This is a genomic window from Eikenella halliae (assembly GCF_001648475.1).
GTDB classification, from domain to species: domain Bacteria; phylum Pseudomonadota; class Gammaproteobacteria; order Burkholderiales; family Neisseriaceae; genus Eikenella; species Eikenella halliae.
Genome location: NZ_LXSQ01000014.1, coordinates 64,445 through 90,770 on the forward strand (window position 1 = coordinate 64,445; position 26,326 = coordinate 90,770).

Below are 26,326 nucleotides of genomic sequence, written 5' to 3' on the forward strand. Positions count from 1 at the left end.
ACGGTAATCAAAGACTACCCCAATATATGAATATTGGCAAGTGATTACAGATATTTTTTAAGATATTTCGCTTGAAGGTACAGCATCCCTGCGCCGCCGCATACCGGTATCAGCAGCCACAATGGTGATACGGAGAACGGTGTGGACAAGTAGAGTACCGAGCTGGTGGAAACAATGCCGGTACGCCAGTATTTCGCTCGGTGGTAGATGCCCGCACTCTCACGGGAGGCATTTTCTTGGCGGATACGACGTTGTACTAAACCGTCGATAACAGCCAACAGCGACAGGTATAGGGCAAAAATGCTGAGAAAGGCGATATTGCCCAACCGTAATGAAATGATGCGGATAACTTGGTCGAAGCGTTCGAGGTAGCCGCGGTTGGGCTCAAGAAACTGCTCCTTGAAACTGTAGCCGATGTCGCCGGGATTGCTTTCCAGCAGATAGTTAAGCGGTATCCATTCGTACAACACGGTACTCAACGCGGTATAGGTATAACGGGTCAGGGTCAGGTTGATGCCGGTATCCGGGCTACCGTTTTCAGACGACATCCTATTATGTTCAGGTAGCCTTTCGTCGCTTGCCGTCCATTGTTGCCACAGGCTTTGGTTGCCCAGTTGCAGGGTATTTTCTATTTCCCTCTGTAATAGGTCTGGCCGGTAGAAATAGCTTTGTAGAATGATGGAACTGCCAAATAGGATAGCAATAACCAACAGGATGATTTTCAATAGCTTGACTGGAGCAGTTAAAAAACGAAGCACCAGTGATTCGGCAACCAAGTCTTGACGGTTGTTTTTAGCCATAACTGTGTCCTTCTACAAACACACTTTCTTCTTCCTCAGGTTTATGACTCAGACGCACGGTTTCGCGCATCCGCTCCGCCATATCGGTCAGACTTTGCGGGATATCAGCATCGGGATCGGGTAGCGGCAGAGGTAACCGCAACTTGTACAAGTTGCCGCCTTCCAGCAAGGCGAAGGCCTGCCCTTTAGGCAGGTTGGTCAGATCGGACGGCATCAACATAGGAACGGTTTCACTGCTGAGGCGGTCTTCATTGTGGCTGGTAAAGTCTTCGTAACCTTCGGGAAAGGCGACATCGCCCGCGCCTGATACCAGCGTGCCGGTTACCACCCGCACATCCGGCAGTTGGGAAGTGAGCATTTTGGCGGTCGATTCCAGTTTGACCCTCAACATAATCATGGTATTGAAGTTGCCGCCCATTTGCTCGGCCTTGGCTTTGGAACCGATTTTGGCTTCCACATCCGACCAAGTTTGGGTGTAGGCGGTAACCTGGTAGCCTGCGCCGCCGGCCTTGTTGAGCATGGGGATGAATTCGTTGCCGATCAGTTCGTTGAACTCGTCGGCATGGATGGCGACCATGCGCTTCTTGGTCGGGCCGGACTGGCCGTAGCCGTGGCCGTGTTTGTAAATCTGACCGGCCAGCGAAGTCAGATCGGCGAACATGGCGTTGCCAACGGCAGCGGCCACTTCGGCATCGGTCAGTGCGTCCAGCCCGACGTAAACCACTGCGTTCTGCTCCATCACTTTGCGCCAGTCCATAATCGGACGCGTATCGGCCAAATCTTCGAAATTCGGGCTGATCAGCTCGGCCACGCGACCGCTGGTCAGTTTTTCCAGCAAGGGGTAGAGCGAGCTGACCAGCTTTTCGAAATAACTGCGCTCGTTGCCCAAGATACCGGTTACCGCATCACTTACCGCATCGTTCAGGTTTTTCTGCTTCAGGAAGGCGGACAAGCGTACCGCATCAATGCTGCGCCCGGTTTTGCTGACCTGTTTCTTTTCGGCATCGGACAAATCGAAATCATCAAAATCTTTTTGCCAGCCCGGGCATTCCCGGTTCAGGATAGATGCAAAATATTGCGCGGCCAAATCGTCTACATTGACGGCGCAGCGGTAAATCAGTAGATAGCTCGGTTTGATCGATAGTGCCTCCATCATTTTTCCCAACACATTGACGAAGCGCCAAACGAAATCGCGGAATGCCGCCGACTGCCCCTCATCCGGCAGTTGATTGGCGATACGGGTGGCCACTTCGGTAATGCGGGTAAAGTCACCGACCGGGTTGTAGCGGCAGGACAGGTCGGGAAAACCGAGGTGGAACATATAGAACGGCCGTCCCGCCTTCTTGGCGGCCAGATAATGCGTCAGCATCAGTTCGGCATCGCCTTTCGGATCGAAGGTAATCACTGTGTCGCCGCGCGCGATGTCTTGGTTGATCAGGATTTCCGCCAACCGAGTTTTGCCGACGCGGGTGGTACCCAGCACGATGGTGTGGCCGACCCGTTCCGACAGGGCGGAATAGATGTCGCGCTCATCCGGCTCGACACCGTGCAATTCGGGTGCGCCGCCTACCGGCGGTAAGGGAGCGATGGGGTTCCACCAGGCGGGTTTCGAAGTCAGGCGCGTTAATACGGATTGGCCAGCGGTACGGATTTCCCGCTCACGCGCCCAACGGTACAGCCGGCCCGGCTCGCGCAGGGATTCGTTTTCAGGTAGCCTGGCCATCAGCAGCCGTTGGGTGTGCGTCTGTGTCCATTTGAAACCGCGCCCGAGGAACAGCGCCTTGTCGGATACTGGAATCTGCGGCGGGGTCAGTGCGTAAAAGCTCAGGCGGCGCAGATTGCGCCGGTAGCGGCGGATGCGCAGCCCCTGTTTGCAGCGGTAGCCGGCCAAGGCCGTCAGCAGGGGAATGCCGACATAGGCCATCAGGGAGGGCAGCGGCAGGAATACCAGGCTCAGTGCCCCGCCCAGGTAGGCACCGCCGCTGACGAATTCGTAGGGTTTACGGTAAACGTTTTCCGGCGGTTGGATGGTTACGCCCATTTAGGTTTCCTCTCGGGTTTCAGGTGGCAGTCCAGCCGCCAGCAAATCGTATTCGGCAATGCTGATGTCGGTATTGTTAGGTGGTCTGCTGTCGGCACGAATGATATGGCGGAGATTTTCCTCCGGTACCAGATAGCAGCAAAACAGTCGCCGCCGGACGCCTTTGTTGGTTTCCACATTGAACAGGGCGGTTTTTTTGGCACGCTGATGCAGTTTCAGGCTGATAAAACCGCGCTGAGCCCGCAGCCCCAGGCAATTTTCGTTGTTCTTGTCGAACACGCCGCCGGCATAATCGCGGAAGATGGCAGGGGAGACCAGTAACATGCCCTGCGCTACGAAATGCACCGGTGCGCCACGCTGGTTGACGGCAATGCTGCCGTCGGTCAAACCGTCGGCCAGCCAGCGCCAAAAATGCCGGCCGTCCTGCTGCTGCCGTTGGCGGATATCGGACAAAGCGTTGTCGGCTGCTTCGGCAGCGGTTGCCGTTTCGGCATCCGATGCGATGGGTTCTGGCACCCCGGTGTCTGCCGCTAAGGCGGCTTCTGCCACCAGCGCCTCCGGATTGGCGGTACCGGCCATGCGGTGCACGGTCACGGGACGCGGGGATTCCGCCTTGCCCGCCTGCCGCTGCCTTTGGATTTCCGCCAAACCGGCAGCTGCCGCTTCCTGCTGTGGCAGCTCCTCGCCGGCAGGGTTGGCTGCCGTACCACCGTCGGCAAACAACTCTTTCAGGATGTTCAGTCCGGCTGGGTTGCCGCCGGTCGGTTTTTTGCCGGTTTTTTTGTTTTTCGGGGGAGAAGCGGGGACTTCTCGGGTTCGGACAGGGTTCGGCTGATCAGGTACGGGATTACTGTCTACTGCGTCATGATTGCCATGCTGCTGTTGCAGTGTTTCAGTAGGCACGGTTTCTGCTGCTGCCTCAGTTTCCCCTGTTTCGTCGTCAGTGATGTCCAACAACCCGTATTTGCCCAGCAGTGCGTCGATATCCCCTGCCTCAGCAGACTGGCCTTGTGTCGGCAAGCCGGTCAGTTCGGTTGCCGGGGTGGCGGCTGCAGGAAGGGTTGCTGCCTCAGTTTCCTGCCTGCGCGGAGGCGGCGGAATGGCGGCGGCCACTTCCGGTGCGATTATTTCCCGGGTGGTTTCCGTACTGCCGACGGCCGCATCGTCGGCCATGCTGCCGACGGGGTGTTCTTCGTCCTCCGGCGGTTTGTGCGGACGGCTGCTCTGATCGGGGGAAATATTCAGGCTACCTGAAAACTCTGCTGGGTAGGTTCCGTCCGGATACAGGGTATCCAGCTTGAAGGCCAGCATGGTAAAGCGTTGCGCCTTTGCCTCGCCGTCCTGCCGCATAAAGCAGACATCGACGGCGGTAACGGCTCGGTGCTCGTCCTGCGGATTGGGCAACACGGCACCGTATTCCAGTAGGGTGTCGAAAATGCGTTGGTTGTCGTTGGGGAAAGAGGGCGCGGCCGGATGATTGCTGCTGCGCAGGAATTCGCGGATGGCATCGGGAACGTTTTTGGACACCATGTAAACCGTATCGCCCTGGCGGAACAAATCCCCGCCGGCGCGGGTGGCGATGCTGAACCAGCGGCCACGGTCGGCCAGCATGTCGCGCAGAGTTTCCATCACGGTTTCAATCAGAGGGGTGCGTTTGGCGGCGGCAAAGCGCTGGCGCGTACCGGATTTCAGGTCGCGCGCGGTGGAGGCCATGTCGGCGTCGCGGATGATTTTGCCAAACGGGCTGTCTTCGGCGTGTCCGCTCAGATACTGCCTCAGTGCCACAACCAATTTCGGATCGCTATCGCTCATCCAGCGGCGTACATGGGCAGGGACGATGGTCTGGAAAAATGCCCAGGCGATTTCGGTATGCGCGGTATAGGGTGCCTTTTTGTCGGGAAAGGAAAGGCGGTAATAATGCCGGCCGCTGTTCGCCATATTGCCGGCATCCGGCAGCCATGGGTTGCCCGAATCCTGATCGGGGCGCTCGAACAATTCCACCTCGAACCCGGTCAGGGTTTTTCCGATGTCGTGCAGCAGGGCGGCCACCATGATACCGAAACGCCAAACCATGCCGAGCCTAGCGATGTCTTCAGTTTTGGCATCCGGTGGCCAGCTGTACGCGGCGGCAGCAGTCAGCGCCAAGGCGGCCACATCCAAAGTATGCCGCACTAACCCCCCGTCCCCAGCATGGTGGTGCGATTCAGATGCAGGCAGCCGCTGCACGAATGCGATGTATTCGTGCAGCATAGGCAGCACGTCTTTATGCCAGTTTTCATCGGATAAACCGAGATTGGATCGAATATTAGCCAGCTGGGGAGATAAATCGAGAATGCGGATGAGCTCTTCGGCGGTAAGAACCCGAAGTTTGTCGCCGACAATATTCGGAGACGAGGCAGTCTCAAGTATGGCCGATACGGAGGTGCTGGAAGATTTTGAAGAAGATTGGGGACGATAAAATAAAAACAGCAGAATAAGCGCTGCCGCCATTGTGATTGCCGCATACCAAATTAGTGACATGTGCTCATACCTAGTGCTGCTGCAAACCAAGATTCTGCATCAGCCGACGGCGTATGTGCCTGCTCCCCGATAAAGAGATCTGCTTCAGGATGCCGGCTGATAAAGGTGTTAAAGGGCTCGTACAGGCTATTCCAGTATTCTCCCCTAGTATCCTCAGCGCAGAGTAGGGGCTTATAAACAGTTGCGTGACAATGGAATCCTTCAAACTCGACAGACAGCAATCGAATGGTTGCGGTATCGTCCAAATCATCAGGCAGCGTTTCAAATAATGCGATTGTTTTATCGCACAACCAATAGGCGGTACACTCTTCGGACAGAGTAAGCTGCTCCAAGAACCCATTGCACTGTACGATACGGTGTGCCAAGACTGCCGGCCAACGGTTAGAAAGGCTTCCGAAGCGTGTCAGGCACTGTTGTAGTTGCCGGAAACAAAAAGGGAACATCGGCATACGGAATCCTAGTTGAAATGCTGGCAGTATTCGTAAAGCTCCTCTTCGTAGCAAGTAATAATTTGAAAAAGCGGATTTCTTTTAATTCTTGCCTTATCGGATTGCTTATGATAAGCGTGAAAGCAAAGCCTTTTGGCTTTTTAAGTATTTGTTATTGCGAAACAATAACAAATACTTCCTTCCCATTAAGCGTTTACCCCTTACCCGTTTTCCCTTCCTTTTCCCTTAAAGCTGTTGCCATTATCCGTTTGGGCTGTTGGTAAAAAAAGCGATATGCGTGTCTTCAGCATATCGCTTTTTTGGCTTTTCTGATAAGTGCCATTACCTTTATTTTACATAAAAACATTCGGCTATCTAGGAGAGAGCTTGTAATGACGAAATTTTTTATTTTTCTACATTACCCCAACAAATGTCAAGTAAGAATTAAATTTAATATTTTTCAAATTGTTGCGTGATTTGACAACATTTTTGCCCAATAATAGCGCGCGGGTCGGAATAGCCGCCAAGCTGTTTCGGCATGATTAAATGAACAGCCGGATTGTGGGCAGATGGGGGCATCCGCCATACACGGCTTCAACAACAGGAGCCGCGTATTTTCCGGCTCGGGTAGTCGCCGCTTCGCCACCAACCAAGCACGGCGCACATCGCACCGCGTCGAGACTATCCGAACCGGAGAGTATGCGGTATGTCTTTAACCGTTTTTTAGGCAGCACCATGGAACACTCCACGTCAGAATCCTCCTTGCCGTCTGATATCGAACGTTTGTTACAAGACAAAGGTAAATCTTATGATTTAGGAGTGGCTGCCCGCTTTATTTCTACTTCGATGGGGGATGAGGCGGCAGTGGCTTTTTTGAATTGGGTCTTTCCATACGCTGCTTCTATCAAAGCTTCCGATATCCATTTCCGTGACCAAAAAAATGGCTGTCAGGTCAGGTTGCGCAACCGCAAAATGCAGATGGAAGACAGTTGGCTGTTCAGCCGAATGGCGGCACAAACCATCGATGAAAAAATCCGTGCCAAGTGCAACATCAGCAGTAGCGACCGCGAATCGCCGCAGGACGGTTCGTTTTGGCTATTGGATCAGGAACGCGACAGCATGGTCGATGTCCGGGTCAGCATCCTGCCGACCCGTTACGGACAGAGCATAGTATGCCGCATCCTGAACCAAGAAAACGCCGGATTTGGGTTGGACGCGGTGTATATGCCCGATTATGTGCGTTACGCCCTGGAACAAGCCTTGGCCAACGACGAAGGCATGATTCTAGTCTGCGGTCCGACCGGATCGGGCAAGTCGTTTACCCTGAATGCCTGCCTCAACCACATCAACCGGAAAGGCATCCACCTGTGCACGGCGGAAGATCCGGTCGAGTATCCGGTGGAAGGGGCGAACCAGGTCAGCATCCATCCGGTACACCGTCCGTTTGCGCGCGTGCTGCGCAGCTTCCTGCGCCACGACCCCGATGTGATCCTGGTCGGAGAAATCCGCGATTTGGAAACGGCGCAAACCGCTGTGACCGCCGCCAATACCGGTCACCTGATTTTATCCACTCTGCACGCCAACAATGCCGCGCTTGCCTTATCCCGGCTGGTGGGCTTGGGTGTGGAGGCATACCTGTTGGCCGACGTGATGCTGGCCTTTTTCTCTCAGCGGTTGATGAACCGTTTGTGTCCACATTGCCGGATAGAGGTTATGTCTAGCACTCATCAGAATTTGCCTACCCGCTTCCCGGCAGAAAAATATTTCCGCCGCAACAGCGCAGGCTGCGACGAATGCAACCACGAAGGTAGCATCTCCCGCATCCCGGTGATGGAGTTTGCCCTGAACGCACCCGATGTCCGGCTGGCCTTGATTAACGGCGACAGCCGAGCCATGGAAGCGGCATTGTTGCGGCAGCCTTCCTACCGGACATTGAGCGAAGCCGCGCTGGAGATGTCGGCGGCCGGCTTGGTAGATTTCGACGAGGCCTGCCATATCGGCAGCCTGGCCATCGACCGCTTGAGTTCCACGGGAGCCGAATAATGCAGAACTTTGACCGCCGCCGTTTCCTACTGGCCTGTGCGGCTGCAGGTTTATCCCTTCGTGCAGCGGCAGACATACAGGATTTCAGCCTGCCTGGGCAGGATCGGCAGCAAAATAATCTTGCCGACACGGTTAAACCATACCTTTCTGTTGGTCCGTATCGTGAAGACCTGAACCGTGTTTATATGTTCCTAAGCTACGAGTGCCCGTATTGCGAGCAGACGTGGTATGGCATGGGCGAATGGGGGCGCACGCTACCTGACCCGTTCCGCTTTGTTTATGTCCCCATTTACACCGGCAACAAACGTCTCGATGCCGCCGCCACAGGGTTTTATATCGTACGTGACCTAGCTCCAACTAGGATTGCCGACTATCAACGCCTAACTTTTGAGGCCGCCCGGACGGCAAAGAATGAACGGGATTTTGTAGCCGTGCTTTACCGCATGGGATTCAGTCGCGAGGCAATCAATACCTCTGTCAGGAAACGGCTGACGCAGGAACGTATGGCACGGGCTATGATGCTGGTACGCCGCTACCGAGTAACGGCTACACCGTTTTTTGCCGTCGGCGGACGCTATACCACCCATGCCGGCTTTACCGGCGGCAATTACCAGATGCTGACCCAACTGCTCAACGGTTTGGTATCCAATGTCCTTCAAAACCGGTAAACCGGCAGCAGCCATGTGCCTGTACGCACTGCTGTTGTTGAACATGCCCCTGCCGCCGAAATGCTCGATACCAAACAATACCGAAACGATGCGTTATACCGGCAAAGAAATCCGGCAACCGACTATGGCTACGTTACAGTTTGCCGTTTCTGCCGGATGGCAGCCTGCCTGTTTTGGTCGGCTTGAAACAGCATCTGGTTTTGGTTGGACGCACAGTACGGCAGCAACCTTACAGGCGCATGCTTACCGTATTTTTGACAGGCAACGTTTTGCTGTCGGTACGCTGTTGCTGATCGGCGGTACGCTGCCACTACTGTTGCGTCTGTTCCGACATTACTGCAACCGCCGGCGCGGCATTGCTGGCACCAAACAGGATGGCGCATGAAAAAGACAAGTTTATCTGTATTGCTTTCAGGTAGCCTACTGGCTGCCTGTACCTCTCAGCAGGAACCACCCGAACCGCCGTTGGCGCAGCGAACCGAATTAGTCGTGTTGCGAAAAAGTACTTACAGTGATGCTGCTTGGATTGATGAGGAAGAAGGAACGTATATCTGGCTGCCTCAGGCTGTCAGCCCCTTTGGTATAAATCTGAGCTTTAACGATGCTGACGGGCAGCACAAACTGTTGCACACAGTGTACTTTAAAACTGACTCAGCCGCATTGAGTGTTTCGGAGAAGCGACGGTTGTCACAGCTGGTACCGGTGTTACGTACACAGGGCATAACCTTGTCAGGGTATGCCGATCCACGTGCCAGCACGGCCTACAACAACCGGCTGGCCAAACGCCGCATAGACAGTGTGGCGGCCTATTTAGGGCAGTTGGGTGTCACAGTCAATCGGGAGTGCATATTTGGTGAAACCCGCCTGCCAAATAGCGAATTATGCGAATGGAGGACTGAATGAGCAAAGCGGTAATTTTTCCTGAATATGTTGATACGTTGCCCCAATTCCTATTTTTGGAATCGGACGATATTGCCATCTTTATTTTCGGCATGATTATTGGGGTTATCCTGCAATATGCTTCCCGCAGCCCGGTCGGCATGATGGCCGGTATCGTATTAGGGGTATGGTTGTCTTATCAGTATGTCAAATTTAAACGCAATACCTTGCCGGGTACGCTGGTACACATGATATATGCGCTGACCGGTCTGTTTTCGCTCAATGACCGTTATCCGAACGGTTTAACCAAAAGGATAGATAACTGATGCAGTGGCCGACATTTAAAACCAAACTGCGTAAGGCTTTGGAAAGCAATACCATTCTAGGCCTTGTATGCTTAGGTCTGCTGTTTATAGCGGTATTGCAGCAGATTAAAATTAACAGCCAACACGAGCGTATCACCCTAAAGCCGCCGAGTAGCTTGTCTGAAGAAGTTATCATTGGCTGGGATCACGCTTCGCAGGAGTACCTCAATTCATTTGCCCTCTATATTGTCGGCTCCATGTCTTCCGCCACCCCAAATACGGTTGATTACACCGCCAAAGTAATGGAGCCCCTGTTCGACCCACAGCTTTGGCAGGTAATCAAGCCGCAGTTGTTGGCAGTCAAAAACAATCCCAACTATATCGGCATTAACCCGGTCAGCAACTTCACACCGACGGCCAATCTAATTTACGAACCCAAGACGGGAAAGATTTTTATTCCCGGCAAGATTGTTTCTTCGGCATACAGCAAGGGCGCCATGACCCAATTAGGTGCGGTGGACGTGACTTACGAAGTTGTTATGCACATGGTAAACGGCACCCCGAGGGTTAAGTCTTGGTATGTCTATCCCGGCGAACCGCACACGCTCAAATGGGCCGACCGCTATCCCGACAAAGCCGAACAGGAGGCCAAAGACCGACAGGCGCAAATACAAATATTGCCCACCGTTCCGGAAAGCGAAATCAGCTTCCCACAAGATGCGCAGCCTGTACCGCAACCGAATACTGCTTCTGCAGCCGCCGTACCGGCTTCAGGCGTACCTGTCGCCACCGGGCAGGAAAAGATCCCGGGTGTCGTGATGCCGCCGTCAAACGAAACCGCTCCGCCTGCGGAAACCGAAACTGCACCGCCACCGGCCGACCAAAGCCAGAGTGATTTGCTGTAAAGGATGAAACCGAACATGAACAAAACAGCGTTAACCTCTTTATCTCTGCTGTTGGTTACGATGATGTGGCCGGCAGCAGCTGAAAATATCCCAGACAGGAGTGATTATCCTCGTCGGCGCGTAGTACAGGTCACCACCCCCATCGGGTTGGAACGGATCAACAGCAATATCCAGGAGGGTCGGATACGCGGCGTGCAAACCGTTGTGTCCTCCTACGGCGAAAACCATCGGATTCGGGTTTCCCGCCACCATCCCAACATCATTAACACTCCGTTTACCCGGGCTCACGCGGTCGGGTTAAAGGCCAACTACGACCTAGGTTCAAACGGTTCCGCCCTATTAGTTACCCCGAAAACCAACAAACCGTTTTTTGTGTCTATTACCGATGCGGATAACCCTACCGGCATCCCCATCTCGCTGACGCTGGTTCCATCTGCAAGTTTAGATTCGCAGACCATTACCGTATCGCTTGGCGGCAGACAGGGGACGGCAGCAAGCGACACTGGCGGCGGTTTCTCGCAACAATTGGCGGCAGTTATACGGGATATCGTCATGTTGAAAATCCCGGCTGGGTACAGTGTACGGCCACTACAGAATACCTTTGCCATGGGCAACGGTATGCAAGTGATCCCGGTTGAACGCTATAGCGGCAACGAGTTCGATATTTACCGTTACCGTCTGAAAAACAACAGCCGGCAACGGCAAATCCTTTCCGAAGAGATGTTCGGTGCTAACCCGCGTGTGGTAGCTGTAGCCTTCTATCCGAAAATCCAAGTCAGTCCTGGGGAAAGTACCGATGTGCTGATTATGGTCGGACGGGAGCAGTGAAATGGGCATCCGTGAAAACTGGAATCAGAAAACCGGTAAACAGAAACGCAATACCGTACTGATTGGCGTGGGCGGTGGGCTCATCATGTTGGTTATTGCAGCCATGATTACCGATAGCATCAGGGGTACCAAGTTCGGACGTACCAAAACCGAGGTTACTCAGGTGGTAACTCCAAACCAGCGTAACCTGACGGTAGAAAGTCTGGCTGCTGAAGTTTACGCATTGCGCCAGCAGATGCAGCAACAACAAGCTAATCAGGCTGCCAACCAGACTGGCCTAACTGCTGATCAAGTGCGACAAATCATTGCGGAGCATGATGCCTCCCGAATAGGTTCGGGCACCGGGGCTTTGTCTGCATCAGAACCAGGGTTCACTCCTCCGGGAACCTTGCCGGGTGACAGCGGTGCACCTCCGTTGGGAGGCGGAGGCAATTTTGGTAGCAGCAACAACACTTCTGCAGAAGAGGTCGACAGTAACCCCTACCAGTCACATACCAGCAATAGTGGTAATACCCCCTCAATCCGTGCCGCTTCCGAAGCCGCTCCAGCCGACGGTAAGCCAATTGGTGCCGATCGCGTCACCAACAATCGGAAAAGTGGTGCTCACGACACCAAAACCTACCTGCCGGCAGGCTCGCAATTGTCGATTATCTCGGTCTCCGGCATCAATGCACCTACTGGAGAAGCAGCCGGTGGTGGTGCTGAAAACGCCATGCCTATCCTACTGCGTGTTAAAGGATTGGCAACGATGGCCAATGGTTTCCGTTCTGACTTATCAGACTGCGTCATCATTGCCAACGCCTATGGGCAGCTAGCCGATGAACGTGCCTATGTACGTACAAAGTCGATTACTTGTATCCGCTCTGATGGCGTGGCGGTCGAGGCAACGATGAAGGGAACGGTCATTGGTGAGGATGGCAAACCCGGTTGGCGTGGTCGCTTAGTATCGCGCGACGGCAGAGCCATTTCACAAATGATTAAAATCGGTATGCTCAACACCTTCGGGCAAGGATCAGTGGCACTGGCTGGCACGACCCGTATCGGTCATCGGGACGGTGGAGGAAACAGCATCAACATCGGTACCGGCACGCCTGGCCAGGTAGCCTTGAACAGTGCTGCCCACGGCATCAACGATATTTTCGGGCGGGTAGCCAGTATTTATGAAAAATATGCCCAGCAATCTTTCCCGGTAGTGGAAATCCAGCCAATGCGTACCGGCGACATTCTGTTGCAGGAGGGCATTTCATTGGAATATGTAAAGGATAGAAGATGAGATCGACAACCCGTTTGTTACCACTCCTGTTGTTGCTGGGCGGCTGTTCCTCCATGATGAATACCGGTTCTACCGAATTATCCTGCGGAACGGCTAATAGGGGGCGCTGCATGAGCATGAGCCAAGCCTGGGAAGCCAGTAGCGATTATCGGCCACAGGATCATGCTGCACCATCTGGCAGCAAAAGCGGCGGGATTACCCCATTTTTACCCGATCCCGTACCTAATATGGCAGCTATCGATGAGCCAAAGCCGCTACTGATGCCAGCCCAAGTGCTCCGAGTGTGGGTTAATGCCTATGAGGACAGTAACGGCAATTTGGTTTACCCAACCCGGGTGTTCTCTGAAGTCACCCCGCGTCGCTGGAATGTTGGTTATTCCGCTGCACAGATGATTCAGTCGTCTCGTACTGTTACTCCGTTGGTTGCTGCCAACCCGGTCACTGCGCCGACGGAGGAGGCAACACCTGCTACTGCAACCGGAGTGGAAGGCAGCGATGCGCGAGCAACCGCAGCGGAAGGAGAAGGGGCAGAACCTGTTACCGCTCCCGCTCCGACTACCCAGCCGGATACGCTTCCACCTGGCACTCTACCACCCCCTTTGCAATAACTCTTCCTCTCAGTGCAATTGAGGCCACACTTTCATAAAGGAAACATCATGCAAAATCTCAAACTATTTCGCAATTTGTGCAACTTCGTTGGCCATTGGCAGAACAAAGCCCGGCAGGTATTTCTATTCTTGCTGACCGGTCTGATGGCCGCTCCAGCTTTTGCTGGTTCGGATACCACTTTTTCTACGATGGTCGATTGGGTAAATGACAAATTGACCGGTTCTATGGGTGCATTGATCGCCATCATCGCCTTAGTTATCGCCATTATTTCATCCATGATGGGCAAATTCTCGGCCTTTTTGACGGTATTGGTTGTAGTGGTAGGCGCAACTTTGGGTGGTGCCATTGTTATCGGTTTCTTCACGGCAACCTTTTGATTCAGATGGATACAGTGTTCAGGTAGCCTAACCTGCATTGTGCAAACGGCATAATGATGAAGCTGTTTTTGTGTGAAAAACCTTCTCAGGCTAAAGACATCGGCAAAGTACTCGGTGTATTGGGCGGTCGGGATAACGGTTTCTTCCGCAAAGGGAACACGGCTGTTACCTGGTGTTTCGGCCACATGTTGGCCAATGCCATGCCTGCCGCCTATGGGGAGATTTATGCCGATTTCGGCAACACAGATGCTCTACCATTACTGCCTGACAAATGGCTGATGGAGGTCTCCGATTCTGCAGCCAAACAATTTAAGGTCATTCGTACCCTACTGGCCGAAGCGGATGAAGTTGTTATTGCTACCGATGCTGATCGCGAAGGTGAGGTCATCGGGCGCGAGATTCTGGAGTATTGTGGCTATCGCGGTAAAGTGTCCCGCTTCTGGACCAGTGGGTTGGATGCGGCTTCGGTAAAAAAGGCATTGGGCAAAATCATGCCCGGCGGCAAAACCGAAACCCTGTATCAGGCAGGCCTGGCACGCTCGCGTGCCGACTGGCTGGTGGGCATGAACCTCTCCCGCGCCTATACCGCTGCCTATGCCGAAGGCCGGGGCAAAGCACATACCTTGTCGGTCGGACGCATTCAAACGCCGACCTTAGCTTTAGTGGTACGCCGTGATGCGGCCATCGATACCTTCAAACCTTATCCCTACTACACCCTGCGTGCGGTTTTTCAGGTAGCCTCCGGCAGCTTTGAGGCGCTGTGGCAGATACCTGATGCCCTGAAAAACCAAGACGGCCTGTGTACCGACCAGCAGGCTGTGGACAAGTTGGCGGCCACACTGCCGGACAGCAGCGGCCGCATCGCCGCCGCCAAAACCGAACGCAAACACAGCCCGCCACCACTGCCCTACAGCCTGTCTGCCCTGCAAAAGGCCGCCGGCAACCGTTTCGGTCTCAGCCCCGATAAGGTGTTGGACATCGCCCAGGCACTGTACGAAAAGCACAAAATCACTTCCTATCCGCGTTCTCCCTGCCGCTACCTGCCCAAATCGCAGCAGGCCGAAGTGCCGGCCGTATTTGCCGCCATGCTGTCATTGGATCCTTCTTTGGGCAATGTGCTGAAGCAGGCCGATCCGGCTCGGGCTTCTCGGGTCTGGAACGACGGCCAGGTCAACAAACACTCGCACCATGCCATCATTCCGACCACCCAGGCCGGGATCGATTTATCTAAACTCAGCAAAGCGGAGCGCGATATCTACCTGATGATCCGCAACCGCTATATCGCCCAGTTCTATCCGGATTGCGAATACGACTCCAGCACGATAGAAGTCGAATGTTGCGGCCACCGCTTCCGTACCGTCGGCCGGCAACCGGTCAAACCGGGCTGGAAAAGCCTGCTGGGGGAAGAGGCGGAAAACGAAGTGGCGGGAGGGGATGAAGAAGGAGACAGTGCTGCCCTGCCGCCGGTCGACGAAAACGAAGCCGTCCGCTGCCGTTCCGCCGATGCCGCCCACAAAAAGACCGTCCCGCCGCCACGCTTTACTGAACCCTCGCTGCTGGACGAAATGCAGACCTTGTCCGATTTTTTGAAAACGGTGGACAACGCACAAATCAAAAAAGTGCTGCGCGCCACGGAAGGATTGGGCACGGAAGCCACCCGGGCCAATATTTTGAAGCGGTTGTATGAAATGGGATATTTGGAGAAAAAGGGGCGCAAGGTTTCGGCCACTGACAAAGGGAAACGGCTGATTTCCCTCATACCCGAAGCATTGGCCGATCCGGTTACCACCGCCAAATGGGAACTGGCTCTCGGCGGCATTGAGTCCGGGAAGCTCGGTTTGGCGGAATTTATGCACCATCAGTCTGCCTGGATCAGCCGCCTAGTGGCTCAAGCCAAAGCCGATCTGGCAGATAAGAAGAAGGCTGCCCCGACCGGTATGCCGGCTACCGACAGGAAGAAACAACCATGAACGCCATCAACCGCCGGCAGTTTCTCGGCACCGTTATTCGAACCGCCCCCGCTTTAGCGCTCTGCTCAGGTGCCATCCTGTTTCCCGACGAGGCATTGGCCGTCGATAACAGTGATTTTTGGCGGCGCGACCGCCTGATCGACATCCGGCGTACCGACACCGGCGAGCGTAGAAGCGTACGCTTCTACGCGGCTGGCCAAGGCTACCTGCAAAACGGCTACATGGCCGCCCGTTGGCTGCTACGTGATGCCAAAGACGGCAATGCTATAACCAATATCGATATTGGTTTACTTAACCTGCTATATGGCTTGCAGGAATGGGCTCGAATTGCGGGCAAGTCCAATCCATTACTGCAGATCAACAGCGCATACCGCACCCGACGGCGCAATGCCACCATTGAAGGGGCTGCACAAAATTCTATGCATATTTATGGCAGAGCCGTTGATTTGACCATGCGTGGTATTAGCTTGAATCAACTAACTTCCATGGCAGCGCACTTCAATGCTGGAGGTATTGGCATTTACAGCAGCTTTATCCACCTGGATACAGGCAGGGTACGCAATTGGCGAGGGTAATGAAGATAGGAACATAAAACATCATGATAGTGCTTGACAAAACCAGCGAGCAGTAGCATGATTAAACCGTATTTCAATGTTTTGTTGCTTTCATTCAAAAAGCAAAGGTGTGCAGCCGCTCAAGCACACAAACCGATTCGTCGGTTTTGCGGTTTTTTCAATCTGCCTCAAGCAGGCATTCTTTTCTTAACCCTTTGGGGATACTCATTCCCCAAACGGGCGTGGTGTATCCCCTGTTTATTTGGAGATTACATCATGTCTAACCAAGTTCAGAACGTACCCGCCTACTTCGATTTGACCGCCGACGGTGTCGGTTTTATGAACCGCCCTCGCGTGGTTCAAGGCAAACGAGGTTCCGAGTACTTTTCCTGTACCATCCAAGCCCTTCACGGAGATGCTGACGAAAAATCACGTTTTGACGTGCGTATCGTCGGCGGGAAAGCTAAAGAGTTGTTTGCCAAGCTGCTGGAAGAATTTCCGGATTTGCTCAGTAGCGACTACAAACGCCGCCCCACCGTATTTGTTGGGTTCCGTGTTGGTGACCTTCGCCCTGTTGTTTTTGAGACCAACTCGAAAAATGACAAAAACGAGCCTGTAAAAGTAAACACCCCGTCTATTGACGCCCGGTTGTTGAAATTCAAGTTCATCAAGGTCAATCGCCAAGTTTGGTACACTGAAAAAAACGATACCCAAGCCCCAGTATCTGAAAATGCTGCCGCCTAAGTAACGTTTCAACCTGCAGTCCGTCTGCCTGAGGGGAAGTGAAAACTTCCTCTCCTTCACCCCGCCGGGGCAAACATCCCCGGTTTTCGGGTTCGTTTGCTCCGGCTTTTATCTTGTATTTTTGGAGCGTAGTATTATGAACCTGAACCTTTTCCGTGAATCCTATCGGAAATCCAAAGATCGCATTTTTCTGTTTCTGGAAAGAAATCAGTGGACTGGGAAACAAACCGATGCAGTTGCAGCAAAACTCGATATTCTCGGTGTTTTTCTTGTTACACAAGCTTGGTTTGGTTTAACCAAATACGATTGGCATTTTGGCTTGGCAATAATAGTTCTTTTACTCAGCCTAGTTCTTTGTGCTATATTGTGGACGACTGCTTTTATCCTGAAAGGATGGAAATGATGATTCAGCTATTTCTGACCCTGATGGTGGCTTGCATAGGCTTGTCTTTTGTAGCTTATATGCTTATTGAGGGTAAAAAAATCTCTGATAGCATGAGCGAAGAAGAAAAGGCAGCTTTTCGTGCCAGACATCATTTAGACAAACTGGATTAACCGATAACCCTTTTCAAACCCACTCCGGTGGGTTTGCCAAGCCGTATTGATACAGTAACGCTTGGCAAACCTATCGCACCGTACGGCTGCCTGAATCCGTACCGCTGCCCCGGCGGCGCAGGCTTTCCTCAAACCAAATTCTTTAAATTCCCCTTTTTATCCGGCCCCGCCGGAAAAATCCCTCCTCCTCTCTAGCTGCCTGATGATGCTGACCACAGTACGGTCGGCGACGGTACTGTGGTCAGCATCATCGGCATTCAGCCATTTTTCCGAAACAGGGTGGCGGCTCCCTTCACAACCGCAGGCTTACAACCATAAATTTGACTGTTTATTCGTGCCCGTCTTCTCGGGCGGGTACTGCTAAGCAGTTAAATAGCAGTTGCCTAAATTTTAGGCTTGATGCTTTTGTTCTTTAACAATCGGTACTTCAATACATTTTACCTGTACTTTTCCACAGGAACTGTGGATTGGTACAACTTGATATTTTGGCTTAAACGCCTTTGTTCACAAGGGTTGCCCGTTTTACGGGCAACTTACCATGCGGTTTTGCACGCAAGAGCCGCATGGTAAGTTGTTCGACAGTCGGCAGACTGCCTTCTGCCTTGATACGGCCGTTAAACAGTATCAGCCGCATCCGTGCGGTCACGGTTTTTTATATCTGGAAAACAAATTCCCTTAACGGTATCGTGCCGAGCATTTCTCAAAGATGATGGGCATCTACCTAATTTAACCTGAGCCCGTCCGTTTGGCAGTGCTTCTTTTCCCACCCCACGGGGATGTCCTCCCCGTATGGGCAGGCATCCCCTTTTTTAAAGGAGATTGGCTATGTCCACCTTTTCTACCCGCCTACTGGCGGCTATCCACCGCCTCCTTGGCGTTTCCACACACTTCTCCCATGATTGGGATGAGGTTCGTGAGGAAAACAACTTCCTCTACTTGTTCCAAGGGAACAATGTTTGGGCGTTGGCAGTCTATCAGGCTGTTATGCTCCGCCGAGGTTGGCGTTGCGAGCTTGTGTCCCTTGGGCACAATCGCTTCTCCCTACACTGCTCACGCTGTGTACCGTAAACCTTTTCCCACCCTCTTCTGAGGGTGGGCTTCCTCATCGCCCAACGGTGTTCAAGCAGGTTTTTCAGGTAGCCTTTTCCCAATTAAGGTTACCTGAAAAACCTGTTCCAATAGCCGGCAGACTGCCTTCTGCCCCGATACAGCCGTTAAACAGTATCAGCCGCATCCGTGCGGCCACGGTTTTTTCTTAACCCTATGGGGATTACGTCCCCATGCGGGGCACATCCCCTTTTTTTTCAAGGAGACGGATATGTTCCGCAAATCTGTACTGACCGCCGCCATCGTGCGGTATTGCCCCATGCTGATCGGCCTGTCTATGGGCTTATCGCTGTTTTTCGGTATGTCGTTTGCCCTGTGGGGGCCTGAATCCGACCGTACCGCCTCTCTCTCGATGATGGTTTTGTCTGCCGTGTTGCTGCTGGCTTTTGCCACCTGCGACACTAACGAAGCCTAATCGTCTTTTTCCAACCCGCCGGGGATACGCCGTCCCCGCGAGGGTGCCGGTGTCTCCCTGTTTTCATACCGGAGGTGCACCATGGGTGCCGGAAACTACTCTTACTCTTCCCCTATTTTGCGCGACGACCATTCCGACCAATACAACCTGATGGTTTATGTGGACGAGTGGGGATATGCACGCGATGAAGACTTGTCGGATTTCGATCCGGATTTTCAGGACAGCATCCGCGAGGATATCCGCAGCCTGCTACTGGAATACCTGAACGGTTTTACCGGACCATGCTACCGCTATCAACACGATGTCTGCAGGAGCAGCTTCAACAGCCATGAGGAATTGCTGGGCGAATGCGGCCGTATGGCCGTAATTGCTGCACCGACTTATTACGGCGACCGCATTGCATTGGTAGTCACCCCCAATGCCGAATGGCAGGAGAAAATCCATGTTGTGTTGTCCGACAACCCGCTATTTCCGGAACGGAAATACGGCTTAATCGACTGGCAGGCCTGTACGGCTGCCGAGCGTGCACGTTGGGCTTCGGCCATCCGTTCGATTGAGGGTGGTGGGCTGCACCGCGAAATGCAGGCGGTATTCCGCAGGCTGAAAAGCATCTTGGCCGATACCGCCGGTTTTGCCGCGCGGATGTCGTTCCGCAGTTCCGCCTGGACTTCCTGCTATTACCAACCCGCTGCCCGGGCAGCCTGAAAACCGACAAGGAGAAATCCCCGATGAGCCCTTATACACGAGGTTTCGAGCTGGTGCGCAAACATCCCGGAACCAGCGGTCAGATCGCCTTGGCCAAGTGCATCTTGTCCCTGTACGACCCCTGCCACGCTTTTTCCGCCGGCGAAGTGCTATGGAGCCTGGATCGCGAATACACCGATACGGTGCTGGCGATGCTGGCCGAATATGCCGAACGCGGCGAAACTGAGGAGTTGCGTCAGGCGGGAAGGTGGGTGTACCAAAACTTCCCTGGTCTGGTCGAGCTTTCCGATGCCATGCGTCAGGCGCGAACCGAGTTAGCCTTACGCAAAGAGGCTGGATACCACGCTTAACTGGACGGTTTCTGTTCCAACCAACCTGCTTTCGAGCAGGTTTTTTCAGACGGCCTTATCTGATTGCAGGCTACCTGAAAAAACCTGTTCCAACAGCCGGCAGACTGCCTTCTGCCCCGATACAGCCGTTAAACAGTATCAGCCGCATTCGTGCGGCCACGGTTTTCTTTCAACCCTTTGGGGATGCACATCCCAAAAGGGAGGGTGTACCCCTGTTCTTTTGGAGATTGCATCATGAATACCCATCTTTTCCCCGCCTCGGATTTCGTTTTCGACAACAACGGCCAAGTCTATATTGCCCGTCGGCCGTGCGTGCTGCATTCTACCGCCGGTTTCTATATCGGCCGCGAATGTTTCGACCTCGAAATGCCCGATTGGCCACAACCCTACTCCCGCGAGAGTATATACTGGGAAACCCATCAGGAGGCGCAGGCCTGGCTGGATGCCGGAAACTGGCCGCAGCCCTGATTTTTCGAACCTGCTTCCGAGCAGGTTTTTTCAGGTAGCCTTTTCCCAAATAAGGCTACCTGAAAAAACCTGTTCCAACAGCCGGCAGACTGCCTTCTGCCCCGATACAGCCGTTAACCAGTATCAGCCGCATCCGTGCGGCCACGGTTTTCTTCCAACCCCGTGGGAAACATACCTGCGGGTATGCGTCCCGTTTTTATCTTGCCTAGGAGGCGCATATGTCTTTTTCTTTACCCGGAACCCTCAACGTCATCGAGCGCAACGGCCGCAACGGACCGTTTACCGTGGCCGAACTGAATACCGATGTCGGCGTGTTCAAAATCAAGCACCGCGTGCTGGAACAGTTCGACCAGGGTGCGTATTCGGGGGTGTTTATCGTTACCCGCATCTACAACCAGTCTAACTTTTCCAAAGGACAGATTTGGGTCAGCCTGTGTGCCGATTTGGACTGGGATGCTTTGCAGATTATGGCGCAGAGTGAGCAGGTGCAGGTCAGCACCTCGATGGCGGTGGCCGAAATCGTTGGCGAAGACGAAGAAACCCACCCGCCGGCCGCAGCGGCTGCCACTCCGGCAGAGCCTGCTGCCAAAGCCGCACCGCCGATGGACGACGATGAGTCGGTGGCCGATATGGCTACGCTGCAACGCTTGTTGGCCGACCATGCTGCCTACATCAAGCTCGACGCATCGATTGAGGACAGAACCCTGTTCCGTCAGCTGCGTGACGCTTTAAAGGAGGCGGGCTACCGTTTCGACGGTAACAACCAATCCTGGTTTCTGCCTCAGGTGGCGTAAGGAGGAATGATGCAGCTGTACCAAACTTCCGGTGGCGACCTGTTTGCCGATGCCTTCTTTATTTTGCACGAACGACTGATGTTTGCTTCACTGTACGGCCGTGATGCCAATATGCTATCGCTGTTGGCGCGGCTCAATAAGGGTAGTCAGGAACCGATCGGTTTCAGGCTACCTGAAGACCGACCATACTATCCGGTGTCCCGTACCGCCCGTCATTTCTCCAACTTACACAAGCGAACCACCAAGCTGCACACCCGGCAGTACGGCGTGCTGCTGCACACCTTTCTGTATTGTGGCGAGCTGGTCGAACCTGACCGCGACAGCCGCAGCGCATGGGTGGTGGCAGACGATGTGTCGGCTGATATGCAGCCATTGGTCTGGACCTGTCTCAGCCGCCTCTCTGACATCCCGTTGGATGATGCCTGGGCAGGTTTTGTAGCCACACGGCTGGAGGAGGCCGGCAGCCTGCAATACTTCCGGCCCGGTATGGACAGCGAAGCTTCCCTGGTCGGCATCAAAGCCTGCCGCATCAGCTTGCCTCCCGACTTCGATGCGATGCTCGGCGGTTGGCTAAAAAGCGGGCAATTGCCGCCTGTTTGAACCTGCCGCCCTGCGGTTTTTTCCGAACCTGCTTCCAAGCAGGTTTTTTCAGGTAGCCTTTTCCCAAATAAGGCTACCTGAAAAAACCTGTTCCAACAGCCGGCAGACTGCCTTCTGCCCCGATACAACCGTTAAACAGTATCAGCCGCATTTGTGCGGTTACGGTTTTCTTTTAACCCGGTGGGGATTGCGTGCTCTCCCATAAGGGGGCATTCCCCCTATCTTTGGAGGTCATTTCTCATGTGTATGTATGATGAGCCGAACATTGCCCAACAACGATTGGATAATGCGTGTGATTTAAGGATCGAATTTTCAATACCGGAATTATCCCTGTTCAAGCCGGCAAACGTCCTCCTACCTCGGCAGGATGTACTCCACTATGCGGATCTGTTGGGCAAAGATGTTGCCGATACGGGTATCCGTACCAAGCTGACTGCCGAACTGCGTTTTACCGAGCAAGAAGGACAGTTAGACTATTTTTCTTTCAGCAAAACGGCCACGCGCAAAGCAATCGATTGGCTGAAAGAACAGATTGCCCTGCTGGAGAGGGATACCATTCTAGATGCCCCTGAATCTCGGGCGGCAATTTTCGGTATCGGAGCTGGCGCCAGGCTGCTACGGTTGGCGGTGCTTTCCTTATCCGATGGCAACCGTTACCTATTCCCATTGTCGGATATTGCTTCACTGAGCGGCAGGCATAATGTGGTATTCCTTGCTTTAATCAGCCATTACCGACGCTTCGGTTTATCAGCCCAACTGAGCGGGCTGGTGGATGAGATCCGCAATCCGCCACAGCCCACCGAAGACCTGTTGTAAATCGATCCCAACCACCGCCCTGCGGTTTTTCCAGAACCTGCTTCCGAGCAGGTTTTTTCAGGCAGCCTTTCCATTCTCGTAGGCTGCCTGAAAAAACCTGTTCCAACAGCCGGCAGACTGCCTTCTGCCCCGATACAACCGTTAAACAGTATCAGCCGCATTCGTGCGGTTACGGTTTTCTTTCAACCCTGCGGGGCATCGCGCCCCGTCGGGCACGGTGTTGCCGCTTTTTTCAGGAGTACACCATGTATGCCCGATTTATTTACGACGAAACCAGCCCTGCGCTGGATCAGTGGCAGCGAATCCTCTACAGGCTCCAGCCGGAAGCGGAAGACTCGCTGCTGCACGATGTGTGGGAACGAGCCCGTCTTTGCGACGAAATTCCCCATTTCGGTAATCTCTGCCAACACACAGTATTAGGTCGTCTGAAAGAGGCCGTTAATCAGCGTTGGCCGGATTGGCAGGTGGATTATTTCGTCAATGCCGCCGATAGCCATTTTTCTGTAAATGGTATCGACATCCGCGACTATTGGCAGTTCTTTCAACTGACTGACAATGAAAGAGGAGGATGAGTCATGAACCAACTTGGTTTGAACTGGGAATTTGTCGAGCAGCATTATCCCGACTACCACCGCAGCGATGTCATCTGCCTATCTAATGATATGGCCGCTTGCTTCGAATTTGCCGATCTTGATGCCGATGCTTTGGTTACGGAAGACACCGTGGCCACCCTGAAGGCACAGGTCGGCGACACCGAGCCTTCTGCTTATCAGGTTTGCGCGTTCGACGATTATATCGGCAGTGGGATGACATTCGGTCAGGCAGCACAGGAAACTGATGACTACTGTCTGGCCGTGGCTATCCGCCATTGCACCGAACCTCTACCCGAGCAATACCGCCTGTGGGCGGATAATGTGCTGGGTTGATCCGTTTTTTTTCATCCGATCCTCCGGGATCATCCACCCCGACGGGGCGCAACGCCCCGTTCGTGGGGTTTTGCGCCCGTTTTTTACGGAGAACCACCATGCAAAACCCCAAAATCTCTTCTTACGACGAAACGCTGTCTCAAGATACGGCTGTTCTTTCAGACAGCCTTCCTGCGGAAACACCCGCCAACGAACTGTCCTTATCCGACTTTTTGGCCGACTTCGGCGGCAGCCTGTTTGCCGCCGTAACCGAGCAGAACCGTCCGGTGTACCACGGCCAGCAGTACCCGTTGCACGAGCATGTGCTGGATGGCCTGTCGCGCAAACTGTTTGCAGCGCAACGCGAAGTGGTGCGTGCCGTCAATCAGCAGCTGTTGGTCGAAGACAAGCCCGCCGCCGTCATCAATGCGGAAATGGGCACCGGCAAGACCATGATGGCCATCGCGGCCGCAGCGGTCGCCCATGCCGAAGGCCTGTGCCGCACGCTGGTACTGAGTCCGCCGCACCTGGTGTACAAATGGCGCCGGGAAATCCTGCAAACCGTACCCGGTGCACGGGTCTGGATACTGAACGGTACCGACACGCTGGCCAAGCTGCTGCGCATCCGCGCCATGCGGCAAAAACCGGATGTGCCGGAATTCTTCATCCTCGGCCGCGTGCGGATGCGGATGGGCTTCCATTGGCGGCCGGCCTACCGCACCGGCAAACGCCTGGAGGCTGGTTACGGCACCGTGCCGGTGTTCTGTTGCCCAAAATGCGGCGGTGAAATCTTGGATGATGAAGGCGAACCTTACGGCTTCGATGCTTCAATCCAATCGGATTTGGCCAAAGAGCGCCGTTACTGCCGCAATAAGTTGCACGGCAAACCGTGCGGCGAGCCGCTGTGGACCTTGTGCCGGCCCGATACCGCTACCGCATCGACCGTGTATGACAAGGTGCTGAAAACCGTCTCCGGCCTGCCGGGTATCGGCCGCAAAGGTGCGCAGAAGCTGCTCGAGCAGTTCGGGGAAGAAATGTTGGCCGGTATTTTGGAAAACAACGTGCAGGCCTTTGCCAACCTGATGGACGGCGAAGGCGAGCTCGTCTTCGACGACCGCCATGCCGCCCGGTTGGAACGTGCCTTGGGCAAAACCGAGTTCTCGCTCGGCCAAGGCGGCTACCAGCCGACCGAGTTCATCAAACGCTACCTGCCGAAAAACTATTTCGGCCTGATGGTGGTGGACGAAGGGCACGAGTATAAAAACTACGGCACCGCGCAAGGGCAGGCCATGGGCGTGCTGGCACGCTGCACCCGCAAAGTGCTGTGCCTGACCGGTACCCTAATGGGCGGCTACGCGGAAGACCTGTTCTACCTGCTGTGGCGGCTCTATCCGCAGGCTATGTTGGAAGACGGCTTCGGCTATAACAAGTCCGGCTCGTTGGCCGCCGCCTCGATGGCGTTTATGCGCCAGCACGGCGTGTTGAAAGACATCGTCAAAACCCACGGCTCGGGCGGCGAATACGGGCAAGGCTCGTTTGCCAGCGCACGCGCCAAACGCAGCCAGGTACGCACGGCCAAAGCGCCGGGTTTCTCGCCGCTGGGCATCATGCGTTATGTGCTGCCGATCACGGTGTTCTTGAAACTGCGGGACATCGATGCCGGTGTACTGCCTACCTACACCGAAACCTTCCGCCCGGTGGCGATGAGCGACGAGCAGGAGGCGGTATACCGGCAAATGTCGTTCACGCTGCGGGGCTACCTGAAAGAGGCTTTGGCCAAAGGCAACAACACGCTGACCGGGGTCGTGACCAACGCACTCCTGGCCTGGCCGGACTGCTGCTTTCAAGCCGAACGGGTGTACTGGCGTAACAAAGGCCAAGTGCTGTTTGAAACCGGAGCGGTATTCGGTGAAGACGAACTATCCCCAAAAGAGGCGGATATGCTGGAACTGGTACAGGAGCAGCTGGCCAAAGGCCGCCGCTGCCTGGTCTATTCCACTTATACCGACAGTCGCGATACCACATCCCGCCTACAGGCCATCCTGAAACGGCACGGTATCCGCGCCGCCGTGATGCGTTCCTCAGTCAAGGCTGATGCACGCGAAGACTGGGTCAGCGACCGGCTGGATGAAGGCTGCCAAGTCGTCATCTGCAACCCCGAGCTGGTTAAAACCGGCCTCGACCTGCTGGCTTTCCCGACCATCTACTTCATGCAGACGGGCTACAACGTCTATTCGCTGATGCAGGCATCCAGACGCTCCTGGCGTATCGGCCAGCGAGAACCGGTGGAGGTGTATTTTGCCGGTTACATGGACACCGCCCAGCAAATCTGCCTGGAACTGATGGGGCAGAAAATCGCCGTGGCGCAATCCACTTCCGGCGACATGCCGGATACCGGATTGGACATTTTGAACCAAGCCGAAGATTCGGTCGAGGTACAGCTGGCCAAACGGCTGGTGGAACGCCCGAACTGATACAACACACCGATCCTTTTACCCGCGCAAGCGGGCTTTTTCAGGCAGTTTTTTGTATAAGGCTGCCTGAAAAAGCCTGTTTCCACAGCCGGCAGTCTGCTACTGCCTCGATACAGCCGTTAAACAGTATCGCCCGCATTCGTGCGGTTACGGTTTTCTTCCCCCAACCACGGGAGCCCGCTCCCGTGCGGCT

The 26,326-nt window shown here is 54.3% G+C and carries 29 protein-coding genes; 25 read left to right on the plus strand and 4 right to left on the minus strand.

The window, feature by feature from the left end:
• Nucleotides 1-44: 44 nt before the first annotated feature.
• Genes A7Q00_RS05580 through A7Q00_RS05595 form a run of 4 tightly spaced genes read right to left on the minus strand, consistent with a single transcriptional unit; the run spans nucleotide 45 to nucleotide 5,810 of the window.
• Nucleotides 45-800, minus strand: a complete 756-nt coding sequence (locus A7Q00_RS05580; protein WP_064089624.1) for an IncC plasmid conjugative DNA transfer DtrJ family protein — start codon at nucleotides 798-800, stop codon at nucleotides 45-47.
• Nucleotides 793-2,841 (minus strand): type IV conjugative transfer system coupling protein TraD, encoded by a 2,049-nt coding sequence (traD, locus tag A7Q00_RS05585; RefSeq protein WP_064089625.1) that lies wholly within the window; start codon nucleotides 2,839-2,841, stop codon nucleotides 793-795. The genes A7Q00_RS05580 and traD overlap by 8 nt, the downstream gene beginning before the upstream one ends.
• A complete protein-coding gene (gene mobH, locus A7Q00_RS05590; protein WP_064089626.1) occupies nucleotides 2,842-5,361 on the minus strand; it encodes a MobH family relaxase in 2,520 nt (839 codons plus the stop codon). It lies immediately after the preceding gene.
• Nucleotides 5,352-5,810: a hypothetical protein gene (locus tag A7Q00_RS05595; protein ID WP_064089627.1), complete on the minus strand. Its 459-nt coding sequence runs from the start codon at nucleotides 5,808-5,810 to the stop codon at nucleotides 5,352-5,354. Before A7Q00_RS05595 ends, mobH begins: the two co-directional genes overlap by 10 nt.
• Nucleotides 5,811-6,635: 825 nt before the next feature.
• Between A7Q00_RS05595 and A7Q00_RS05600 the strand changes: the two genes are divergently transcribed.
• The 25 genes from A7Q00_RS05600 (at nucleotide 6,636) to A7Q00_RS05710 (ending at nucleotide 26,133) form a co-directional block, all read left to right on the plus strand.
• Nucleotides 6,636-7,832 carry a GspE/PulE family protein gene (locus A7Q00_RS05600; protein ID WP_064089628.1) on the plus strand — a complete coding sequence of 399 codons (1,197 nt, stop codon included), beginning with the start codon at nucleotides 6,636-6,638 and terminating at the stop codon, nucleotides 7,830-7,832.
• Entirely contained in the window at nucleotides 7,832-8,500 is a 669-nt protein-coding gene (locus A7Q00_RS05605) for a thioredoxin domain-containing protein (RefSeq protein ID WP_064089629.1), read from the plus strand. Before A7Q00_RS05600 ends, A7Q00_RS05605 begins: the two co-directional genes overlap by 1 nt.
• Nucleotides 8,481-8,885: a hypothetical protein gene (locus tag A7Q00_RS05610; protein WP_156503751.1), complete on the plus strand. Its 405-nt coding sequence runs from the start codon at nucleotides 8,481-8,483 to the stop codon at nucleotides 8,883-8,885. The genes A7Q00_RS05605 and A7Q00_RS05610 overlap by 20 nt, the downstream gene beginning before the upstream one ends.
• Nucleotides 8,882-9,403 (plus strand): OmpA family protein, encoded by a 522-nt coding sequence (locus tag A7Q00_RS05615; protein ID WP_064089631.1) that lies wholly within the window; start codon nucleotides 8,882-8,884, stop codon nucleotides 9,401-9,403. The genes A7Q00_RS05610 and A7Q00_RS05615 overlap by 4 nt, the downstream gene beginning before the upstream one ends.
• On the plus strand, nucleotides 9,400-9,705 hold the full coding sequence (locus tag A7Q00_RS05620; protein WP_064089632.1) for a type IV conjugative transfer system protein TraL: 306 nt from the start codon (nucleotides 9,400-9,402) through the stop codon (nucleotides 9,703-9,705). The genes A7Q00_RS05615 and A7Q00_RS05620 overlap by 4 nt, the downstream gene beginning before the upstream one ends.
• The gene (locus A7Q00_RS05625; RefSeq protein WP_064089633.1) at nucleotides 9,705-10,589 is read left to right on the plus strand and encodes a TraE/TraK family type IV conjugative transfer system protein; all 885 of its coding nucleotides are present in this window, start codon (nucleotides 9,705-9,707) and stop codon (nucleotides 10,587-10,589) included. Before A7Q00_RS05620 ends, A7Q00_RS05625 begins: the two co-directional genes overlap by 1 nt.
• Before the next feature lie 15 nt (nucleotides 10,590-10,604).
• On the plus strand, nucleotides 10,605-11,417 hold the full coding sequence (locus A7Q00_RS05630; protein ID WP_064089634.1) for a TraK domain-containing protein: 813 nt from the start codon (nucleotides 10,605-10,607) through the stop codon (nucleotides 11,415-11,417).
• 1 nt (nucleotide 11,418) lies between these two features.
• Nucleotides 11,419-12,690, plus strand: a complete 1,272-nt coding sequence (locus tag A7Q00_RS05635; protein ID WP_064089635.1) for a TraB/VirB10 family protein — start codon at nucleotides 11,419-11,421, stop codon at nucleotides 12,688-12,690.
• A complete protein-coding gene (locus A7Q00_RS12815; protein ID WP_081258969.1) occupies nucleotides 12,687-13,298 on the plus strand; it encodes a TraV family lipoprotein in 612 nt (203 codons plus the stop codon). Before A7Q00_RS05635 ends, A7Q00_RS12815 begins: the two co-directional genes overlap by 4 nt.
• 48 nt (nucleotides 13,299-13,346) lie before the next feature.
• Nucleotides 13,347-13,676, plus strand: a complete 330-nt coding sequence (locus tag A7Q00_RS05640) for a TrbC/VirB2 family protein (protein WP_064087651.1) — start codon at nucleotides 13,347-13,349, stop codon at nucleotides 13,674-13,676.
• Nucleotides 13,677-13,729: 53 nt separating this feature from the next.
• Complete coding sequence (locus A7Q00_RS05645) at nucleotides 13,730-15,646, plus strand: DNA topoisomerase 3 (RefSeq protein ID WP_245637534.1); 1,917 nt, start codon at nucleotides 13,730-13,732, stop codon at nucleotides 15,644-15,646.
• Nucleotides 15,643-16,221 carry a YcbK family protein gene (locus A7Q00_RS05650; RefSeq protein WP_156503752.1) on the plus strand — a complete coding sequence of 193 codons (579 nt, stop codon included), beginning with the start codon at nucleotides 15,643-15,645 and terminating at the stop codon, nucleotides 16,219-16,221. The genes A7Q00_RS05645 and A7Q00_RS05650 overlap by 4 nt, the downstream gene beginning before the upstream one ends.
• 57 nt (nucleotides 16,222-16,278) lie before the next feature.
• Nucleotides 16,279-16,944 (plus strand): DUF3577 domain-containing protein, encoded by a 666-nt coding sequence (locus A7Q00_RS05655; RefSeq protein ID WP_231105384.1) that lies wholly within the window; start codon nucleotides 16,279-16,281, stop codon nucleotides 16,942-16,944.
• A 136-nt stretch (nucleotides 16,945-17,080) separates the two neighbouring features.
• Nucleotides 17,081-17,347, plus strand: coding sequence for a hypothetical protein (locus A7Q00_RS05660; RefSeq protein WP_049258628.1), 267 nt, complete (start codon nucleotides 17,081-17,083; stop codon nucleotides 17,345-17,347).
• A complete protein-coding gene (locus tag A7Q00_RS13430) occupies nucleotides 17,344-17,499 on the plus strand; it encodes a hypothetical protein (RefSeq protein WP_153716077.1) in 156 nt (51 codons plus the stop codon). The genes A7Q00_RS05660 and A7Q00_RS13430 overlap by 4 nt, the downstream gene beginning before the upstream one ends.
• A gap of 1,318 nt (nucleotides 17,500-18,817) precedes the next feature.
• Entirely contained in the window at nucleotides 18,818-19,021 is a 204-nt protein-coding gene (locus A7Q00_RS05665) for a hypothetical protein (RefSeq protein WP_064089637.1), read from the plus strand.
• Between the two features lie 81 nt (nucleotides 19,022-19,102).
• Entirely contained in the window at nucleotides 19,103-19,726 is a 624-nt protein-coding gene (locus tag A7Q00_RS05670) for a hypothetical protein (protein WP_064089638.1), read from the plus strand.
• Nucleotides 19,727-19,749: 23 nt separating this feature from the next.
• Nucleotides 19,750-20,076 (plus strand): hypothetical protein, encoded by a 327-nt coding sequence (locus A7Q00_RS05675; protein ID WP_049258625.1) that lies wholly within the window; start codon nucleotides 19,750-19,752, stop codon nucleotides 20,074-20,076.
• 234 nt (nucleotides 20,077-20,310) lie between these two features.
• Complete coding sequence (locus A7Q00_RS05680) at nucleotides 20,311-20,544, plus strand: hypothetical protein (protein WP_064087647.1); 234 nt, start codon at nucleotides 20,311-20,313, stop codon at nucleotides 20,542-20,544.
• A gap of 218 nt (nucleotides 20,545-20,762) precedes the next feature.
• Nucleotides 20,763-21,338, plus strand: a complete 576-nt coding sequence (locus tag A7Q00_RS05685; RefSeq protein ID WP_064089639.1) for a DUF3275 family protein — start codon at nucleotides 20,763-20,765, stop codon at nucleotides 21,336-21,338.
• A gap of 6 nt (nucleotides 21,339-21,344) precedes the next feature.
• Nucleotides 21,345-21,938 carry a hypothetical protein gene (locus A7Q00_RS05690; protein ID WP_156503753.1) on the plus strand — a complete coding sequence of 198 codons (594 nt, stop codon included), beginning with the start codon at nucleotides 21,345-21,347 and terminating at the stop codon, nucleotides 21,936-21,938.
• Between the two features lie 240 nt (nucleotides 21,939-22,178).
• The gene (locus tag A7Q00_RS05695; RefSeq protein ID WP_064089641.1) at nucleotides 22,179-22,754 is read left to right on the plus strand and encodes a hypothetical protein; all 576 of its coding nucleotides are present in this window, start codon (nucleotides 22,179-22,181) and stop codon (nucleotides 22,752-22,754) included.
• A gap of 245 nt (nucleotides 22,755-22,999) precedes the next feature.
• Nucleotides 23,000-23,326 carry a hypothetical protein gene (locus tag A7Q00_RS05700; RefSeq protein ID WP_064089642.1) on the plus strand — a complete coding sequence of 109 codons (327 nt, stop codon included), beginning with the start codon at nucleotides 23,000-23,002 and terminating at the stop codon, nucleotides 23,324-23,326.
• A 3-nt stretch (nucleotides 23,327-23,329) separates the two neighbouring features.
• Entirely contained in the window at nucleotides 23,330-23,680 is a 351-nt protein-coding gene (locus A7Q00_RS05705; RefSeq protein ID WP_064089643.1) for a hypothetical protein, read from the plus strand.
• 98 nt (nucleotides 23,681-23,778) lie between these two features.
• Nucleotides 23,779-26,133 carry a helicase-related protein gene (locus A7Q00_RS05710; RefSeq protein WP_082887762.1) on the plus strand — a complete coding sequence of 785 codons (2,355 nt, stop codon included), beginning with the start codon at nucleotides 23,779-23,781 and terminating at the stop codon, nucleotides 26,131-26,133.
• The last annotated feature ends 193 nt before the right edge of the window (nucleotides 26,134-26,326 follow it).

What these genes read in the sequence shown, in the direction of transcription:
- A7Q00_RS05580 (WP_064089624.1), bottom strand. Translation starts at nt 800, where the DNA reads ATGGCTAAAAACAACCGTCAAGACTTGGTTGCCGAATCACTGGTGCTT.
- traD (WP_064089625.1), bottom strand. Translation starts at nt 2,841, where the DNA reads ATGGGCGTAACCATCCAACCGCCGGAAAACGTTTACCGTAAACCCTAC.
- mobH (WP_064089626.1), bottom strand. Translation starts at nt 5,361, where the DNA reads ATGTCACTAATTTGGTATGCGGCAATCACAATGGCGGCAGCGCTTATT.
- A7Q00_RS05595 (WP_064089627.1), bottom strand. Translation starts at nt 5,810, where the DNA reads ATGCCGATGTTCCCTTTTTGTTTCCGGCAACTACAACAGTGCCTGACA.
- A7Q00_RS05600 (WP_064089628.1), top strand. Translation starts at nt 6,636, where the DNA reads ATGGGGGATGAGGCGGCAGTGGCTTTTTTGAATTGGGTCTTTCCATAC.
- A7Q00_RS05605 (WP_064089629.1), top strand. Translation starts at nt 7,832, where the DNA reads ATGCAGAACTTTGACCGCCGCCGTTTCCTACTGGCCTGTGCGGCTGCA.
- A7Q00_RS05610 (WP_156503751.1), top strand. Translation starts at nt 8,481, where the DNA reads ATGTCCTTCAAAACCGGTAAACCGGCAGCAGCCATGTGCCTGTACGCA.
- A7Q00_RS05615 (WP_064089631.1), top strand. Translation starts at nt 8,882, where the DNA reads ATGAAAAAGACAAGTTTATCTGTATTGCTTTCAGGTAGCCTACTGGCT.
- A7Q00_RS05620 (WP_064089632.1), top strand. Translation starts at nt 9,400, where the DNA reads ATGAGCAAAGCGGTAATTTTTCCTGAATATGTTGATACGTTGCCCCAA.
- A7Q00_RS05625 (WP_064089633.1), top strand. Translation starts at nt 9,705, where the DNA reads ATGCAGTGGCCGACATTTAAAACCAAACTGCGTAAGGCTTTGGAAAGC.
- A7Q00_RS05630 (WP_064089634.1), top strand. Translation starts at nt 10,605, where the DNA reads ATGAACAAAACAGCGTTAACCTCTTTATCTCTGCTGTTGGTTACGATG.
- A7Q00_RS05635 (WP_064089635.1), top strand. Translation starts at nt 11,419, where the DNA reads ATGGGCATCCGTGAAAACTGGAATCAGAAAACCGGTAAACAGAAACGC.
- A7Q00_RS12815 (WP_081258969.1), top strand. Translation starts at nt 12,687, where the DNA reads ATGAGATCGACAACCCGTTTGTTACCACTCCTGTTGTTGCTGGGCGGC.
- A7Q00_RS05640 (WP_064087651.1), top strand. Translation starts at nt 13,347, where the DNA reads ATGCAAAATCTCAAACTATTTCGCAATTTGTGCAACTTCGTTGGCCAT.
- A7Q00_RS05645 (WP_245637534.1), top strand. Translation starts at nt 13,730, where the DNA reads ATGATGAAGCTGTTTTTGTGTGAAAAACCTTCTCAGGCTAAAGACATC.
- A7Q00_RS05650 (WP_156503752.1), top strand. Translation starts at nt 15,643, where the DNA reads ATGAACGCCATCAACCGCCGGCAGTTTCTCGGCACCGTTATTCGAACC.
- A7Q00_RS05655 (WP_231105384.1), top strand. Translation starts at nt 16,279, where the DNA reads ATGATTAAACCGTATTTCAATGTTTTGTTGCTTTCATTCAAAAAGCAA.
- A7Q00_RS05660 (WP_049258628.1), top strand. Translation starts at nt 17,081, where the DNA reads ATGAACCTGAACCTTTTCCGTGAATCCTATCGGAAATCCAAAGATCGC.
- A7Q00_RS13430 (WP_153716077.1), top strand. Translation starts at nt 17,344, where the DNA reads ATGATGATTCAGCTATTTCTGACCCTGATGGTGGCTTGCATAGGCTTG.
- A7Q00_RS05665 (WP_064089637.1), top strand. Translation starts at nt 18,818, where the DNA reads ATGTTCCGCAAATCTGTACTGACCGCCGCCATCGTGCGGTATTGCCCC.
- A7Q00_RS05670 (WP_064089638.1), top strand. Translation starts at nt 19,103, where the DNA reads ATGGGTGCCGGAAACTACTCTTACTCTTCCCCTATTTTGCGCGACGAC.
- A7Q00_RS05675 (WP_049258625.1), top strand. Translation starts at nt 19,750, where the DNA reads ATGAGCCCTTATACACGAGGTTTCGAGCTGGTGCGCAAACATCCCGGA.
- A7Q00_RS05680 (WP_064087647.1), top strand. Translation starts at nt 20,311, where the DNA reads ATGAATACCCATCTTTTCCCCGCCTCGGATTTCGTTTTCGACAACAAC.
- A7Q00_RS05685 (WP_064089639.1), top strand. Translation starts at nt 20,763, where the DNA reads ATGTCTTTTTCTTTACCCGGAACCCTCAACGTCATCGAGCGCAACGGC.
- A7Q00_RS05690 (WP_156503753.1), top strand. Translation starts at nt 21,345, where the DNA reads ATGATGCAGCTGTACCAAACTTCCGGTGGCGACCTGTTTGCCGATGCC.
- A7Q00_RS05695 (WP_064089641.1), top strand. Translation starts at nt 22,179, where the DNA reads ATGTGTATGTATGATGAGCCGAACATTGCCCAACAACGATTGGATAAT.
- A7Q00_RS05700 (WP_064089642.1), top strand. Translation starts at nt 23,000, where the DNA reads ATGTATGCCCGATTTATTTACGACGAAACCAGCCCTGCGCTGGATCAG.
- A7Q00_RS05705 (WP_064089643.1), top strand. Translation starts at nt 23,330, where the DNA reads ATGAACCAACTTGGTTTGAACTGGGAATTTGTCGAGCAGCATTATCCC.
- A7Q00_RS05710 (WP_082887762.1), top strand. Translation starts at nt 23,779, where the DNA reads ATGCAAAACCCCAAAATCTCTTCTTACGACGAAACGCTGTCTCAAGAT.